General features: G+C 67.2%; 14 protein-coding genes. 10 read left to right on the top strand and 4 right to left on the bottom strand.

The genetic code is table 11. The annotated features are described in order from the left end of the window. Positions 1-47 precede the first annotated feature (47 nt). A complete protein-coding gene (gene nfuA / locus IHD13_RS02990; RefSeq protein ID WP_195859556.1) occupies positions 48-638 on the bottom strand; it encodes a Fe-S biogenesis protein NfuA in 591 nt (196 codons plus the stop codon). A 224-nt stretch (positions 639-862) separates the two neighbouring features. On the opposite strand from nfuA, the gene metH reads away from it, so the two are divergent. From metH to IHD13_RS02970, 4 genes are all read left to right on the top strand, one after another. Beyond that, entirely contained in the window at positions 863-4,579 is a 3,717-nt protein-coding gene (metH, locus tag IHD13_RS02985; protein ID WP_195859555.1) for a methionine synthase, read from the top strand. Positions 4,580-4,634: 55 nt separating this feature from the next. Next, entirely contained in the window at positions 4,635-5,963 is a 1,329-nt protein-coding gene (locus IHD13_RS02980; RefSeq protein WP_195859554.1) for an MATE family efflux transporter, read from the top strand. A gap of 137 nt (positions 5,964-6,100) precedes the next feature. Continuing rightward, positions 6,101-7,753 carry a nitrite/sulfite reductase gene (locus IHD13_RS02975; RefSeq protein WP_195859553.1) on the top strand — a complete coding sequence of 551 codons (1,653 nt, stop codon included), beginning with the start codon at positions 6,101-6,103 and terminating at the stop codon, positions 7,751-7,753. Further along, a complete protein-coding gene (locus IHD13_RS02970) occupies positions 7,746-8,264 on the top strand; it encodes a DUF934 domain-containing protein (RefSeq protein WP_195859552.1) in 519 nt (172 codons plus the stop codon). The genes IHD13_RS02975 and IHD13_RS02970 overlap by 8 nt, the downstream gene beginning before the upstream one ends. A gap of 67 nt (positions 8,265-8,331) precedes the next feature. Here the strand turns inward: IHD13_RS02970 and smrA are convergent, their stop codons facing one another. Next, a complete protein-coding gene (gene smrA / locus IHD13_RS02965; RefSeq protein ID WP_195859551.1) occupies positions 8,332-8,916 on the bottom strand; it encodes a DNA endonuclease SmrA in 585 nt (194 codons plus the stop codon). Between the two features lie 106 nt (positions 8,917-9,022). On the opposite strand from smrA, the gene IHD13_RS02960 reads away from it, so the two are divergent. The 5 genes from IHD13_RS02960 to IHD13_RS02940 all read left to right on the top strand — a co-directional run bounded on the left by IHD13_RS02960 (position 9,023) and on the right by IHD13_RS02940 (position 11,513). Next, entirely contained in the window at positions 9,023-9,436 is a 414-nt protein-coding gene (locus tag IHD13_RS02960; RefSeq protein WP_195859550.1) for a gamma-glutamylcyclotransferase family protein, read from the top strand. A gap of 139 nt (positions 9,437-9,575) precedes the next feature. Then, the gene (locus IHD13_RS02955) at positions 9,576-9,914 is read left to right on the top strand and encodes an arsenate reductase family protein (protein WP_195859549.1); all 339 of its coding nucleotides are present in this window, start codon (positions 9,576-9,578) and stop codon (positions 9,912-9,914) included. A 36-nt stretch (positions 9,915-9,950) separates the two neighbouring features. Continuing rightward, complete coding sequence (gene wrbA / locus IHD13_RS02950; protein ID WP_195859548.1) at positions 9,951-10,562, top strand: NAD(P)H:quinone oxidoreductase; 612 nt, start codon at positions 9,951-9,953, stop codon at positions 10,560-10,562. After that, a complete protein-coding gene (locus IHD13_RS02945) occupies positions 10,559-10,951 on the top strand; it encodes a DUF2069 domain-containing protein (RefSeq protein ID WP_195859547.1) in 393 nt (130 codons plus the stop codon). The genes wrbA and IHD13_RS02945 overlap by 4 nt, the downstream gene beginning before the upstream one ends. Before the next feature lie 97 nt (positions 10,952-11,048). Next, the gene (locus tag IHD13_RS02940) at positions 11,049-11,513 is read left to right on the top strand and encodes a c-type cytochrome (RefSeq protein WP_195859546.1); all 465 of its coding nucleotides are present in this window, start codon (positions 11,049-11,051) and stop codon (positions 11,511-11,513) included. Between the two features lie 31 nt (positions 11,514-11,544). Here the strand turns inward: IHD13_RS02940 and IHD13_RS02935 are convergent, their stop codons facing one another. After that, a complete protein-coding gene (locus IHD13_RS02935; RefSeq protein ID WP_195859545.1) occupies positions 11,545-12,216 on the bottom strand; it encodes a cytochrome b/b6 domain-containing protein in 672 nt (223 codons plus the stop codon). A gap of 322 nt (positions 12,217-12,538) precedes the next feature. Here IHD13_RS02935 and pdxH point away from each other — a divergent pair, with 322 nt between their 5' ends. Then, entirely contained in the window at positions 12,539-13,180 is a 642-nt protein-coding gene (pdxH, locus tag IHD13_RS02930; RefSeq protein ID WP_195859544.1) for a pyridoxamine 5'-phosphate oxidase, read from the top strand. 138 nt (positions 13,181-13,318) lie between these two features. Here the strand turns inward: pdxH and IHD13_RS02925 are convergent, their stop codons facing one another. Continuing rightward, entirely contained in the window at positions 13,319-16,066 is a 2,748-nt protein-coding gene (locus IHD13_RS02925) for a bifunctional acetate--CoA ligase family protein/GNAT family N-acetyltransferase (protein WP_195859543.1), read from the bottom strand. Between the last annotated feature and the right edge of the window lie 27 nt (positions 16,067-16,093).

The following is a 16,093-nucleotide window of genomic DNA, read 5'->3' as shown; positions in this document are numbered from 1 at the left end:
GCCGCCCGATGGGCGGCCTTCTTGAGGGTATCTAGAGGTAACCGCGGTTAGCGGTAGTAGGCCTGGCTGGTATCGCTGTGGTCGGTCACGTCGCGAATCCCGACGAGCTCGGGGATACGCTCCAGCAGGGTCTTCTCGACGCCCTCCTTGAGGGTCAGGTCCACGGCGGCACAGCCCTGGCAGCCGCCGCCGAAGGCCAGCACCGCCACCTTCTCTTCGGTCAGCTCGACCAGCTTGATCTCGCCGCCATGAGCGGCCAGGCCCGGGTTGATCTCGCTGTAGAGGACGTAGTTGATGCGATCCTCCAGGGGGCTGTCGGCGTTGACCTTGGGCATCTTGGCGTTGGGCGCCTTGATGGTCAGCTGCCCGCCCATGCGGTCGGCATTGAAGTCCACCACCGCCTCGTCGAGGAACGCCAGGCTGTGCTTGTCCAGGTAGACGACGATCTTCTCGAGCTCCAGCCGCTCGTCGCTGGGCTCCTCCTCCCCGGGACGGCAGTAGGCCAGGCAGGTCTCGGCATAGGGGGTGCCGGGCTGGGTGATAAAGATGCGCACCGCGATGCCCTCGACGTTCTGCTTCTCCAGCAGCTCGGCGAGGTACTCCTGGGCGCTATCGGTAATCTGGATGCTCTGGCTCATGGGACAAGAATCCTGGTAGGCACGGTCGTGATGCCGCCCATGGTAAGGAAAACTCCCGGGCGACACAATCCCGAGCTTTTTACTGGGGTATAGCCGACGCCTGGCGTCCCCCCTGCCCGCGGCGACCAGGATTCTGGTAACATAGCGGGTCGCGCAAGCACCCGGCGGCCTTCGCCGACCGGACAGAAAAAAGACGCTGGAACCGCTGGAGACGACCCCCGACCATGGCTGCCCCGAACGCCCGTATCGCCACCCTCCTGGATACCCTGACACGCCGCATCCTGATTCTCGATGGTGGCATGGGCACCATGCTGCAGAACGCCAGCCTCGATGAGCGCGACTTCCGCGGCGAGCGCTTCACCGACTGGCCCAGCGACCTCAAGGGCAACAATGACCTCTTGGCACTGACCTGCCCCGACCTGGTGGGCCGCATCCACCGGGAGTATCTGGAAGCCGGCGCCGAGATCGTCGAGACCAATACCTTCAACAGCACCCGCCTCTCCCAGGCCGACTACGGCATGGAGGCGCTGGTTCCCGAGCTCAACCGGGAGTCGGCGCGCCTGGCCCGCGAGGTATGTGACGCCGTGGCCGCAGAGACCGGGGTGCCACGCTACGTGGCCGGAGTGCTGGGTCCCACCTCGCGCACCGCCTCCCTGTCGCCGGACGTCAACGACCCGGCCAAGCGCAACGTCACCTTCGACGCCCTGCGCGAGAACTACTACGAGGCCGCCGAGGCGCTGATCGAGGGCGGCAGCGACCTGATCCTGATCGAGACCATCTTCGATACCCTCAATGCCAAGGCGGCCATCTACGCCCTGGAGGAGCTCTTCGAGGCCCGTGGCGAGCGCCTGCCGGTGATGATCTCCGGGACCATCACCGATGCCTCCGGGCGGACCCTCTCCGGCCAGACCACCGAGGCCTTCTGGAACTCGATCCGCCACGCCCGGCCGCTCTCGGTGGGTCTCAACTGCGCCCTCGGCGCCGAGGAGCTGCGCCCCTACCTGGAGGAGCTCTCCAACAAGGCCGACACCTTCGTCTCCGCCCACCCCAACGCCGGCCTGCCCAACGAGTTCGGCGAATACGACCAGACCCCGGAGGAGATGGCGGCCATCGTCGCCGAGTTCGCCTCAAGCGGCCTGGTCAATATCATCGGTGGCTGCTGCGGTTCGACCCCCGAGCATATCCGCGCCATCGCCGAGGCGGTGCGCGACACCGCCCCGCGGGTGGTGCCCGAGCGCCCCCGGGCCTGCCGCCTGTCGGGGCTGGAGCCCTTCAACATCGAGGCGGACTCGCTGTTCGTCAACGTCGGCGAGCGTACCAATGTCACCGGCTCGGCCCGCTTCAAGCGGCTGATCGTCGAGGAGGACTTCACCACCGCCCTGGAGGTGGCCCTGGAGCAGGTCGAAAACGGCGCCCAGGTCATCGACATCAATATGGACGAGGGCATGCTCGAGTCCCAGGAGGCGATGGTGCGCTTCCTCAACCTGATCGCCGGCGAACCGGACATCGCCCGGGTACCGATCATGATCGACTCCTCCAAGTGGGAGATCATCGAGGCGGGGCTCAAGTGCGTCCAGGGCAAGGCGGTGGTCAACTCGATCTCGATGAAGGAGGGCGAGGACGCCTTCCGCGAACAGGCCACCATCTGCCGGCGGCACGGTGCCGCCGTGGTGGTGATGGCCTTCGACGAGGTCGGCCAGGCGGACACCTTCGCCCGCAAGACCGAGATCTGCGAGCGCGCCTATCGCATCCTCGTCGATGAGCTCGACTTCCCGCCGGAAGACATCATCTTCGACCCCAATATCTTCGCCATCGCCACCGGCATTGAGGAGCACGACAACTACGCCGTCGACTTCATCGAGGCGACCCGCTGGATCCGCGAGCACCTGCCCCATGCCCTGGTCTCCGGCGGCGTCTCCAACGTCTCCTTCTCGTTCCGCGGCAACAACCCGGTGCGCGAGGCGATCCACTCGGTCTTCCTCTACCACGCCATCCGCGCCGGCCTGACCATGGGCATCGTCAACGCCGGTCAGCTGGCGGTCTACGACGACCTGCCGGAAGAGCTGCGCGAGGCGGTGGAGGACGTGGTCCTCAACCGGCGTCCCGACGGCACCGAACGCCTGGTGGACCTGGCCGACAAGTACAAGGGCGACGGTTCCAGCGGCGCCAAGAAGGAAGACCTGGAGTGGCGCTCCTGGCCGGTCAACAAGCGCATCGAGCATGCCCTGGTCAAGGGGGTCACCGCCTATATCGAGGAGGACACCGAGGAGGCCCGGGCCGCCGCGGCACGCCCCATCGAGGTGATCGAGGGCCCCCTGATGGACGGCATGAACGTGGTCGGCGACCTCTTCGGTGCCGGCAAGATGTTCCTGCCCCAGGTGGTCAAGTCGGCGCGGGTGATGAAGCAGGCGGTGGCCTACCTGATTCCCTTTATCGAGGCGGAGAAGAGCGAGGAGACCCAGGCCAAGGGCAGGATCGTCATGGCCACGGTCAAGGGCGACGTCCACGATATCGGCAAGAACATCGTCGGCGTGGTCCTGCAGTGCAACAACTACGAGGTGATCGACCTGGGCGTGATGGTGCCCGCGGAGAAGATCCTGCAGACCGCCCGGGAAGTGAATGCCGATATCATCGGCCTCTCCGGGCTGATCACCCCGTCGCTGGACGAGATGGTCCACGTGGCCAAGGAGATGCAGCGTCAGGGCTTCACCCTGCCACTGCTGATCGGTGGCGCCACCACCTCCAAGGCGCATACCGCGGTGAAGATCGAGCCCGGTTACGAGCATCCGGTGATCTACGTCACCGACGCCTCCCGCGCCGTGGGGGTGGCCGGCAAGCTGCTCTCCCCGGGCCTCAAGGAGGCCTATGTGGCGGAGATCCGTGCCGAGTACGAGAAGGTGCGCGAACGCAACGCCAAGCGCCGCCCCAAGGCCGCCGATCTCACCTACGCCGAGGCCCGGGCGCGCAAGTTCGCCATCGACTGGGCCGGCTATACGCCGCCGGCGCCCCGCACCCCGGGCCTCACCGTCTTCGATGACTATGACCTGGCGGAGCTGGTCGAGCGCATCGACTGGACACCCTTCTTCATGAGCTGGCAGCTGGCCGGCAAGTACCCGAAGATCCTCGAGGACGAGGTGGTGGGCGAGGCGGCCCGCAGCCTCTTCGACGATGCCCAGAAGATGCTCGCCAAGCTGATCGACGAGAAGCGCATCCAGGCTCGGGGCGTGATCGGCCTGTGGCCGGCCAACAGCGTCGACGATGATGTCATCGAGGTCTATGCGGACGAGTCGCGCACCCGGGTGGTCGAGCGCCTGCACCATATTCGCCAGCAGATGACCAAGAACCGCGACGGCGTCTGCTATAGCCTGGCCGACTTTATCGCCCCCCGTTATGACGCGAATGGAGAGCCCAGCGGCAAGCCGGACTGGATCGGCGGCTTCGCGGTCACCGCCGGCCACGGCGTGGAAGAACTCAGCAAGGCCTACGAGGCCGCCGGCGACGACTACAACGCCATCCTGGTCCAGGCCCTGGCCGATCGCCTGGCGGAGGCCTTCGCCGAACGCATCCACGAGCGGGTGCGCAAGGAGTACTGGGGCTATGTGCCCGAGGAGACCCTCGACAACGAGGCGCTGATCGCCGAGAAGTACCAGGGCATCCGCCCGGCGCCGGGCTACCCCGCCTGCCCCGACCATACCGAGAAGGCCACCCTCTTCCGGCTGCTCGACGCCGAGACCCATAGCGGCCTGGCGCTCACCGAGAACTTCGCCATGTGGCCGGCGGCGGCGGTGGCCGGCTGGTATTTCGCCCACCCCCAGTCGAAGTACTTCTCCACCGGCAAGATCACCCGCGATCAGGTCGAGGCGCTGGCCGAACGCAAGGCGATGTCGCTTCCCGAGCTGGAGCGCTGGCTGGCGCCGGTGCTCTCCTACGACCCCGCCTGAGCCGCCGCGGCCCGCCGACTCGTGAGTCGCCGGGCCGCCCAGTTGACGAGAGCCGATGCTTCCCGACTCGACCCGCCGCCAGACCATCCTGCGCCTCGCCCTGCCGATCATCGCCGGCATGCTCTCCCAGAGCCTGCTCAACCTGATCGATGCCGCCCTGGTGGGCAGCCTCGGCGAGGTGCCCCTGGCCGGGGTCGGCATCGGCGGCTATGCGATCTTCCTGATCACCGCCGTGGTTTTCGGTCTCTCCTCCGGGGTCCAGGCCCAGACCGCCCGGCGCCATGGCGAGCAGGATTGGGCCGGCCGCGCCCGGCCCCTGGGCGCGGGCCTGTGGATCGCCCTGCTGGTGGCCGGGCCCCTGTCGCTGCTCTGCCTGTGGCAGGCGCCCCGGCTGCTGGGGTGGATCAACCAGGACACCGCCGTGCACGCCGAGGCGGTGAGCTATTTCCGCTGGCGGGTGCTCTCCCTGGTGCCGGTGGCGATGATCTTCTGCTTTCGCGGCTACTGGAACGGCATCCAGCGCACCGGCATCTACCTGCGCATCATCCTGGTGATGCATGCGGTCAATGTACTGGTCAGCATCGGCCTGATCTTCGGCTACTGGGGTCTGCCGCGCATGGAGGCCGCCGGCGCCGGCGCCGGTACCACGGTCTCGCTGCTGGTGGGGGTCACCCTCTGGGCCCTGGTCAGTCGCCGTCACCTGGGGCCTCGCGTCGGCCCCAGGCGCTTACCCAGGCCGGCCATCCTCGCCACCACCCTGCGCCTGGCCACGCCCCACTCCTTCCAGCAGCTCTGGTTTGCCGCCGGCTATGCGGTGTTGTTCTGGATCCTCGGCCAGCTGGATACCGCCAGCGTGGCGGTGGGCCATGTGCTGGTGAACCTGTCGCTGCTGCTGATCCTGCCTGGGGTCGGCCTGGGCCTGGCCGCCCTTAGCCTGGTGGGACAGGCCATGGGGCAGGAGGCCCACCAGGAGGCCCACCGCTGGGGCTGGGATGTGGTGCGCCTGGCCTGGCCCTGCCTGGCGACCCTGGCGCTGCCCATGCTGCTGTTCCCCGAGGCGGTGCTGTCGATTTTCCTGCACGACCCGGCGCTGATCGAGATGGGCCGCCTGCCCCTGCAGCTGACCGCCCTGATGATCGTGCTGGATGCCGCCGCCCTGGTGCTGGGCCAGGCCCTGCTGGGGGCCGGGGCCAATCGCACCGTGATGACCCTGACTCTGGCCACCCAGTGGCTGCTCTTCCTGCCCCTGGCCTGGTGGGTCGGGGTGGTACTGGAGCAGGGGCTGATCGGCATCTGGTGGGTACAGCTGGGCTATCGCTGCTTCAACTCGGCCTGTTTCGCACTGATCTGGCAACGTCGGCGCTGGCAACGCCTGGTGATCTAGTCGCCCTCCTTCGCCCTCTCTAATAACCCTTTAATAAAAAACTATGATCATTTATTCTTTCATAGAATAAAGAGAGAGGAGTAAGGTGCCCGCATACGGCACCCTATTTTTGGCCCCGACTAGCAGGACACCCCTGAATGTATCGGTACGACACCTACGATCAGACGCTCGTCGACGAACGCGTCGCCCAGTTCCGTGACCAGATGGCGCGCCACCTGGCCGGGCGTCTGCCGGAAGAGGAATTCCGCCCGCTGCGCCTGCAGAACGGGCTCTATATCCAGAAGCATGCGCCCATGCTGCGCATCGCCATTCCCTACGGCATGCTCTCCGCCACTCAGCTGCGTCGCCTGGGCGAGATCACCCGCCGCTACGACCGCGGTTATGCCCACTTCACCACCCGCCAGAACCTGCAGCTCAACTGGCCGGCGCTGGAGGACGTGCCGGAGATCCTCGCCGAGCTCGCCGAGGTGCAGATGCATGCCATCCAGACCAGCGGCAACTGCATCCGCAACACCACCAGCGACCAGTTCGCCGGTATCGCCCGGGACGAGGTGGAGGATCCCCGCCCCTGGTGCGAACTGATTCGCCAGTGGTCGACCCTGCATCCGGAATTCGCCTTCCTGCCGCGCAAGTTCAAGATCGCCGTGACCGGCGCCGCCGCCGACCGGGCCGCCATCCAGGTCCACGATATCGGCCTGCGCCTGTGGCACGACGACCAGGGCGAACTGCGGGTCAAGGTGCTGGCCGGGGGCGGCCTGGGCCGTACGCCGATGATCGGCGACGTGGTGCGCGAGGACCTGCCCTGGCAGCACCTGCTGACCTACCTGGAGGCCTGCGTGCGGGTCTACAATCAGTTCGGCCGCCGCGACAACAAGTTCAAGGCGCGCATCAAGATCCTGGTCAAGGCGCTGGGCATCGAGGAATTCCGCCGTCGTGTCGACGCCGAGTGGGCCCACCTCAAGGATGGTCCCCAGACCCTGACCCGGGAGGCCGTCGAGGCCGCCCGTGCCCACTTCGTGGAGCCTGAGCGCCGCCCGGTGGCCGATGACGCCATCGCCGCCGTCGAGGCCCTGCGTGCAGAGAACCGCGCCTTCGGTCGCTTCGTCACCAATAACGTCACCGACCACAAGGTGCCCGGCTACAAGGCGGTCACCCTGTCGCTGAAGCGCCGCGAGCATGCCCCCGGCGACGTCACCGCCGACCAGCTCGACGCCGTGGCGGATCTCGCCGAACGCTACAGCTTCGGCGAAGTGCGGGTCACCCACGAGCAGAACCTGGTGCTCTCCGACGTGCCGGTGGACGAGCTCGAGGCCCTGTGGCACGAGCTCGACGAACTCGGCATGGCCAACCCCACCGTGGGTACCCTCAACGACATCATCTGCTGCCCCGGCGGCGACTACTGTGGCCTGGCCAATGCGGTGTCGATTCCCATCGCTCAGGCCCTCCAGGAGCGCTTCGAGGACCTCGACTTCCTCTACGACCTGGGCCCCCTGGACCTCAATATCTCCGGCTGCATGAACGCCTGTGGTCACCATCATGTGGGCCATATCGGCATCCTCGGCGTCGACAAGAAGGGCGAGGAGTACTACCAGATCTCGTTGGGCGGCAACGCCAGCGACGACGCCTCCCTGGGCAAGATCCTCGGCCCCTCCTTCTTCCGCGAGGACGTGCCCGAGGTGATCGACAAGGTGCTCAAGGTCTTCGTCGAGCGTCGTCATGACGACGAGACCTTCCTCGACACCTATCGCCGTATCGGTCTCAAGCCCTTCAAGGAGCGGGTCTATGCCTGACACTCAACTCGAGCACGCCCAGACCCTGATCAAGCTGGGTCAGCCGGAACAGGACGACTGGGCCCTGTCCCGCCACGAAGCGGCCCTGCCTACCCGGCGCCCGGTGATCGTGCCCCTGGCCCTGTGGCTCGAGGCCGCCGCCGACGAGGGCCTGGCCCCCTGGCTGCCCAGCGACACCGAGCTGACGCCTGAGCTGGCCGAACGCCTGGCGGCGGCGCCGCTGATCGCCATCGACTTTCCGGCCTTCACCGATGGCCGCGGCTACAGCCTGGCGCGGCTGCTGCGCGAGCGTTACGGCTACACCGCCGAGGTGCGCGCCATCGGCGATGTGCTGGTGGATCAGCTCTACTATATGAGCCGCTGCGGTTTCGACGCCCTGGCCCTGCGCGAGGATCAGCACCTGGACGATGCCCTGCGTGCCCTGGGCGCCTTCAGCGTCAGCTACCAGCCGGCGGTGGACAGCCAGGAGGCGCTCTTCGAGCGTCGCCTCAAGGAGCAGAAAGGCGCCTGAGGCCCCTGCTCCCTTCGCTATGACGCGGCCCCGGCAAGCTTGCCGGGGCCGCGTCGTCTGAGGCCACCTAACCGCGGCGCTTCTGCTGCCGCTCCCGGTTGGCCGCCCGCGCCCGCTCGCTCTTGCGCAGCAGCACATAGGTGGCCCCCAGGCCGCCGTGTTGCGGCTGGGCGGAGGCGAAGGCCTGCACCGAATCGAACTGGCGCAGCCACTTGTCGAGGTAGGCGCGACGCAGGTTGGCGGGGCTGTCATCGCGGCTGCCGCGCCCATGCACGATCAGCAGGCAGCGCAGGTCGTGGGCCTCGGCGTCGCGGATAAAGCCGAACAGCTCCTGGCGACAGCGCTCCAGGGGCACCTTGAGCAGGTGCAGCTGGGCCTGAGGCGGATAGCCCCCCTGGCGCAGGCGATCCATGACGCCGGTCTGGATGCCGTCACCCCGGTAGGTCAATGGATCCCAGGCCCCGAGCGGCTCGACGAAGTCATCGGAGAGGAAGTTGCTCTCCACGCCGGCCGCCTCGGCCTGGCGACGACGGGCCAGCTGCGCCTCGCTCGGCCCCTGGCGACGGTGCCCCGGGTCGGCCCGGTCCTGGCCGCGGCGCAGCGGCTGCACATCGCCCATCAGGCGACGAAAATCCTGTGATTCCTGATTCATGGTGATTGCCTCCTCGAGACCCGATCCCTATGGTAACCCTCGTGGGGCGCCCCTTGTCACGCCGCCATGCCTCGTCAGTCACCCATTCTGGCCACGAGCGATTGTCATGCCGCTACGTTATCTGTTGACCGGCCTGTTGGGCCTGCCGCTGCTGGCGGCGGGCTACCTCTGGTGGACGATGCTGAGCCCCTTCGGCTACTCGCCCCCGGAAGCGTTGCCGCCCATCGCCGAGGGCGAGCACCGGGTCTTCGTCTATGGCACCCTGCGCCACGCCCCCCTGCGTTGGGTCATCTACGGGCGCGCTGGTGACCCGCAACCGGCCATCCTGCCGGGCTACCGCCGGGAGGGGCTGGACATCACCCGGGATGCCAGCGCGAGTGTCGAGGGGCTCTTGCTCAGGGTCGATGCCGAAGAGCTGGCCAGGCTCGACCGTTACGAGCGGCTCGGCATCCGCTACGAGCGGGTCGAACGCCACCTGGCGGATGGCCAACCCGCTTGGGTCTATCGACGGCTGGAATAGCCGAGGCAGGCTGGGAAATTTCGTGAACACGAGATAACGGTATAAATCTCCCTATGTCTGACCGCGGTGCCTTGTGAGGGGCCGGGGGCCACCCTACAATAGCCGCCAAGCCACTGATTCTCTTGCGAGGAAGTCGTCGATGATCACCCTCTTTCACAACCCCCGCTGCTCCAAGTCCCGGGAAGCCCTCGCCCTGCTGGAAGCCCGCGGGGTCGAGTGTCGCGTCCATCGCTACCTGGATGAGCCGCTGGATGCCCAGGCCCTCCATGAGCTGGCCGCCCGCCTGGATGACCCCAGCGCCCTGCTGCGCACCAATGAGGCAGAGTGGAAGGCCCTGGGCGAGGACGCCACGGATCTCGACAGCGTGATTGCCGCCATCGCCGCGACCCCCAAGCTGATGCAGCGCCCGATCGCCGACCGTGGCGATCGGGCCATCGTCGGTCGTCCCCCGGAAGCGATCCTGGCGCTGCTCGACTGATCGCCGGACACTTTCCTCGCCCTATCCGGAGCCCTCATGCCTGACACCCTCCCCTATGTGCTGATTCTCTACTATTCTCGCCAGGGCGCCACCCGCGCCCTCGCCGAGCAGATCGCCGCCGGCGTGGAGTCCCGATCGGGCATCGCCGCCCGGCTCAGGACCGTGCCACCGGTCTCGCCCACCAGCGAGGCGGTGGACCCGGAGATTCCCGTCGAGGGCGCCGTCTATGCCAGCCTGGACGACCTGCGTCACTGCGCCGGCCTGGCGCTGGGCAGCCCCACCCGCTTCGGCAATATGGCCGCGCCCCTCAAGCATTTCATCGATACCACCAGCGAACTCTGGATCGGCGGGGCCCTGATCGACAAGCCGGCCACGGCGTTCACCTCCACCTCCAGCCTCCACGGCGGCCAGGAGAGCACCCTGATCACCATGCTCTTGCCACTGCTGCACCATGGCATGGTCTATGCCGGCCTCCCCTACAGCGAGACCGAGCTCTACTCGACCACCAGCGGCGGCACCCCCTATGGCGCCAGCCACCTGGCCGGCCAGCGCAGCGACCGCCCCCTCGACGAGGCCGAGCGCCACCTCGCCTTCGCCCAGGGGCAACGCCTGGCCCGATTGGCCCTGGCCCTGGAGGGCGCCCGATGAGGCAACTGCTGGAACGCTGGGAAGAGGAGCGCGGCCTGGACACCCTGTGCGAGGGCAGCCGCCGCTGGGTGCTGATCAGCTATGGCGTGCTGGCCCTGCTGCTGGCCTTCGCCGGCTGGCGGTTGCAGGCGGGAACCAGCCTGGTGGCGGCGCTGATCTATCTGCTGCCGCTGCTGCTCTTCCTGCCGACGCTGATCGCCAAACGGCCACGGGGACATGCCTGGCTGGCCTTCGTCAGCCTGCTCTATTTCATGATGGGGGTGAACATCGCCATCCTGCCGGGGCTCGGCTGGCTGGGGCTGGCCATCGTGGTCGCCGCCCTGGGGCTATTCACCGGCGCCACCGGTTATGCCCGCTTTCGCAGTCGCCAGCTGCGCCGCAAGGCGTGATGGCCCGCCAGGGTGGCGAGGACGCCCGATGTTATCGTGATAAGCTTATGCCTCCCCGGCCTCGCCGGGGTCGATCGTGACAAGGAGAGGTAACGACATGCACAAGATGACCCTGGGAATGCTCTCGCTGTGTGGCCTGAGCCTACTGGCTCAGCCGGCCCTGGCCGACGACATCGAGCGCGCCATCGACTATCGCCAGGCCGCCCTCAAGACCCTGGCGGGCAATTTCGGCCCCTTGGGGGCCATGGCGCAGGGCCGCATCGACTACGATGCCGAGGCGGCACTGCTGCGCGCCGAGCGGGTCGCGGCCCTCGCTCCCATGCCCTGGGAAGGCTTCCTGGAGGGCTCCCTGCGAGGCGACGGCCATGGCCTCGATACCGACGCCCTGGCGGCCATCGGCGATGACTGGGACGACTTCGCCTCACGACAGCAGGCGCTGATCGATGAGAGCCAGCGCCTGGCGGAAGTCGCCCAGCAGGACGACTTCAATGCCCTGCGCCGCCAGGTGGCGGCTACCGCCAACACTTGCCGCAGCTGCCACGATGCCTACCGGGCCGACTGACAGGCCCTGGCCCTCGCCTCTCGGGCGGGGGTCAGCCCCACCACAGCCAGATGACCAACAGCAGTGCCGCCGTCATCGATAGCAGCGCCAGCCAGGGCCGGCCGATCGCCGCTCCCCCCTCATCTTGCGGCTCCGATGCCAGGCGCTTGCGACCGGTGACCATGGCCATGACGAGGGCCTCCCCCTTGAGCCGATGGACCAGCAGCGCCACCAGATGCAGGCCAACCAGCCACATCAGTACCTCGCCGTTACGGTGATGCAGGGTCGAGAGCCACCCCTCCACGTCCCTGCCCAGGGTGCCCCGCAAGGGCCCATCGAAGAAGATGTCATCACTCATGACCAGCCCGGTCAGGCCCTGGAGCGTCAGTGACATCAGCATCACCAGCACCATGAGCCCCCCCAGGGGGTTATGTCCCGCATAGCTGGGCTGCCGCCCCTTGAGCAAGGCCCTGGCGTAGCACAACAGCCGCCTGGGCCCGTAGAGAAACTGGGAAAAACGCGCATAGTGTCCCCCCCAGACTCCCCAGAGGCCGCGAAACAGCAGCAAGCCCAGCACCACATAACCCGCCCGCGCATGCCACTCGACGGGAAAGAACAGCGGCCACCCTGGCGTCTTGACCGTATAGAACGCCAATGCCACGGCCAATACCAGACACCAGTGAAATGCCCTCGTGGGGATATCCCATACCCGTATCGCGCCCATCACGCCTCCATGACTGACCCGACGCCAACACTCAGAGCGCCGCGGGTCCGATTTTTGATAAGGTAATAATAATATGCTGCCTCGCCGGCTCCCAGTCGTCTCATGGCGAACCGGCTCGCCTGGCGGGTAGCGCCAATGCATTATCGTGCCATGACCCGCACCAAGGTCATGGTTCCACCAGGCTTGAGCCCGTAAAATGAAAAGCGACCCCCTGATCGGTGGCTGTCGGGCCGAGGCTTGATACGCAACGCTGACAGACGGTAATCGTTCAGCGCCCGACTCGATAACCGGCACGCCGATAACTCACTTCAAGGAGACCGCCATGACACGTAATATCGCCGATATCCGCCGCGACTACGAAGGGGGGCGCCTGGATACCGACTCGACCCCCGACGCGCCGATGACGCTGTTCGAGGAGTGGCTGGCCCTGGCACTCGAGACCGAGGGGGAGGACGGCAACGCCATGACCCTGGCCACGGTGGACAGCCAGGGGCTGCCCCACGCCCGCATCGTGCTGCTCAAGGGCATCGACGACAAGGGACTGTGCTTCTACACCAACTATCACAGCCACAAGGGCAGCGAACTGGCCAATGTGCCCCATGCGGCCCTGGTCTTCTGGTGGCCCAAGCTGGATCGCCAGGTGCGTATCGAGGGGCCGGTGAGCCAGGTGAGCCCGGAGGAGTCCGATCAATACTTCGCCAGCCGCCCGCGAGGCAGTCAGCTGGGCGCCTGGATCGCCACCCAGAGCGTGGAGATTCCCGATCGCGACTGGCTGGAAGAGCGCCAGAACCGCTTCGAGCAGGCCTACGATGGCCAGCCGGTGATGCGCCCGGCCAACTGGGGCGGCTACCGGGTGATCCCGGAGATGATCGAATTCTGGCAGGGGCAACCCAGCCGCCTCCACGACCGCGTGCGCTATAGCCAGCGCGACGGTCAGTGGAACAAGGTACGCCTGGCGCCCTGAAGGGCCCGTGATCCCCGCGGCGGCCACCCGGCGGTGGCCGTCGACATTTGGTCTTCCAGCGCTTAGTCCGGCTGGCTATCGAGGCGATGGCGTTGCCATTCGTCTGTCATAAGGCGGCTCGTCATGGCGGGCGTGGCGTCAGTCCGGCTGGCTATCGAGGCGGTGGCGCTGCCATTCGCTGCTCGGTTCGTTGAGCCGCAGGGTAGCATCCACCACCTGCTCCTCCATGTTGTAGCGCAGCCGGAAGCCCAGGTGCTTCATCAAGGCCCGCATGGGGTGATTGTCCACCATGATCTGGCCGACCATCTCCAGGGTCCCCACCCCCTTGCAGTAGCGGATCATCTTGTTCATCAGCAGACTGCCCAGGCCCTGGCCCTGGAGGTCATCGCGGATGATGATGGAGAACTCGGTGCGAATGTTGTCCGGGTCGTTCCATACTCGGACCACGCCCAGCATCTCCCGCTCGCCCTCCTCGCCGTGACGTTCGGCGATAAAGGCCATCTGCCGGTCGTAGTTGATATGCGCCAGCAGGGAGAGGTCGCGCTTGGTGAGCGACGCCTTGTTGTGGAAGTACCGAAAGCGAATGCTCTCCTCGGAGAGCCGGGTATGGAACCTCGTGATCAGGGGAGCATCCTCGGCGCGAATCGGCCGCACTTCGATCTGCATGCCGTTGGCCAGGGTCAGCCACTCCCTGAGCTCCTCCGGGTAGGGCATGATGGCATGCCGCGCCGGCGTCCCCAGGTCCATGGCGAAGTCCACCGCCACCATGCCGTCGCGATTGAGCACCAGGGGATTGATCTCCAGGCCCTGCAGCCGCGGCTGCTCGGAGGCGAGCTGGGAGAGCTGCACCAGCAGCCGGCGCAGCCGCTCCAGGTCCCGTTCCGGGTCCCGGGAGTGCTCACGAATCAGCTTGGCAGCATGGGTGCGCTGGATCAGGTCATCCGCCAGGGTGATATTGAGCGGTGGCAGGGCCACCTGGCGATCCGCCAGTACATTGACCTTGTAGCCACCAATACCGAACAGGATGACCGGCCCGAACACCGGGTCCCGGGTGATGCCGGCGCACAGCTGCATCGAGTGCTTGCCGCGCTGCATGGGCTGCAGGCAGAACTCCTGAACGGGGCTGTCGGGAAACTTCTCCGCCACCTTGTCGGCCAGTCGACGCATGCCCTCGGCCACCTGGGCGGGGCTCTCCAGGTCCTGCAGCAGCCCGGCGGAGAGCTTGTGGGGGTGACGCCGATAGCGAAAGGGCGTGCAGTTGTGCTCGTGCACCACCTTCAGGGCCAGGGGGCCCTCCAGTTCGGCGGCCGCCGCCTCGCCCTCCTCCGGCGTCCCGGGATAACGGGACGGCGGCGCCTCGATACCATAGGCGGCGAGCACCTGGGCGGTCTCGCTATGCGCCAGGCGCCGGCGCCCCGCCGCCCAGGCCCTCTCGATCAGGGCTCGGCAGTGGTCTCGGCTCTCCGCGGACGTGGTAAAGGGCAGGCTTGGCGGCGTCTCCTGGAGCAGCGCCTGGACCCGCTGGTAGTCCACCATATGCATAAAGGCCTTGATCGCCTTCTCCGGCGACATATAGGTGGGCAGCCCCGCCAGGTGACACTCGTGGCGGGCCGCCATGGCCTCCTCCAGGCCCATCCAGCTGGTCAGGAGATTGCGCCGGAAGCGCTTGCGGTTGGCGATGATCGCCTCGGCGGTGGCCCTGGCCGGCGCCAGCCGGGTCGGGGCATGGACCACCAGCACCGCATCCACGTTGGCATCGGCGGCGACCCGTTCCAGGGCCTCCACCAGCCGCTCCGGGGTGGCATCGCTGCCCAGGTCCACCGGATTCCTGCCCGGCAGGGTCATGTCGAAGTCCGCCTCGCGCAAGGCCTCCCGGGTCTCCTCGGTGAACTCCGCCAGGCGCCCGCCGGCACTGACCAGCTTGTCGATGGCCAGCATCGCCGGGCCCAGGCCATTGGCGACGATGGCCAGGCGATCGCCGCGTAACGGTTTCATCCGCGACAGGGTCTCCAGGGCATCGAAGAGCTCATCGGAATCGTTGACCCGCACCACCCCGGCCCGGGCCAGGGCGGCATCGAAGATGACGTCGCGATTGGCCACCCCCGGGGTGGGCGGCAGATTGGAGAGATCCGAGGCGGGAGTGCGGCCGCTCTTGATGGCCAGCACCAGGCGGTGCCGTGACGCCTCGCGCAGCGCCGTCATGAAGTGCTGGGCGTCATGAATCCGCTCCAGGTGCAGCAACAACGCCTGGGCGGGAGCGTACTGGTTGATGTAGTCGATCAGGTCGGGGAGCAGCACGTCGACGCTGTCGCCCAGGGTCACCAGGTGCGAGAAGCCGATACCGCGCCCCGCCGCCCAGTCGATCATGGCATTGCCCAGCATGCCGGACTGCCCCAGGTAAGCGACCTTGCCCGCCTTCACCGGCTGACCGGCATAGGTGGCATTGAGGCGGCGCCCCGGTACCACGATGCCCATGCACTCCGGCCCCAGGATGCGAATCCCCGAGGGCCGTGCCGCGGCCAGCATCCGGGCGCGGATCGAGCCCTCGCCGTCGGCAGCATCATCCAGGTGCGAGCCCCCCGAGAGCACCAGGGCCGCCTTGACGCCGAAACTCCCCAGGCGGCGAATCAGCTTGGGCAGGGTCGCCACCGGGGTACAGATCACCGCGAGGTCCGGCACCTCCGGCAGTTCCTCGATCCGCGCCACGCAGGGCAGGCCGTGGACGCTCTCGTAGCCCTTGCGATTGACCGCCCAGATCGGACCGGGAAAGCCCCCCTCCTGCAGATTGCGAATCACCAGGCCGCCCATGGAGTGGGGCTTTTCCGAGGCCCCGATCACCGCCAGGCTACGCGGCTCGAAGAAATGTCTGAGAAAACGTGTGCTCACCTGCGACTCCCCCGCGTCTGTCCGCTC

The sequence above is a fragment of the Halomonas sp. 328 genome (assembly GCF_015645095.1).
GTDB lineage: Bacteria > Pseudomonadota > Gammaproteobacteria > Pseudomonadales > Halomonadaceae > Bisbaumannia.
The sequence above is the reverse complement of the archived record's forward strand: the minus strand, read 5'-3'. Positions and strand labels throughout refer to the sequence as shown.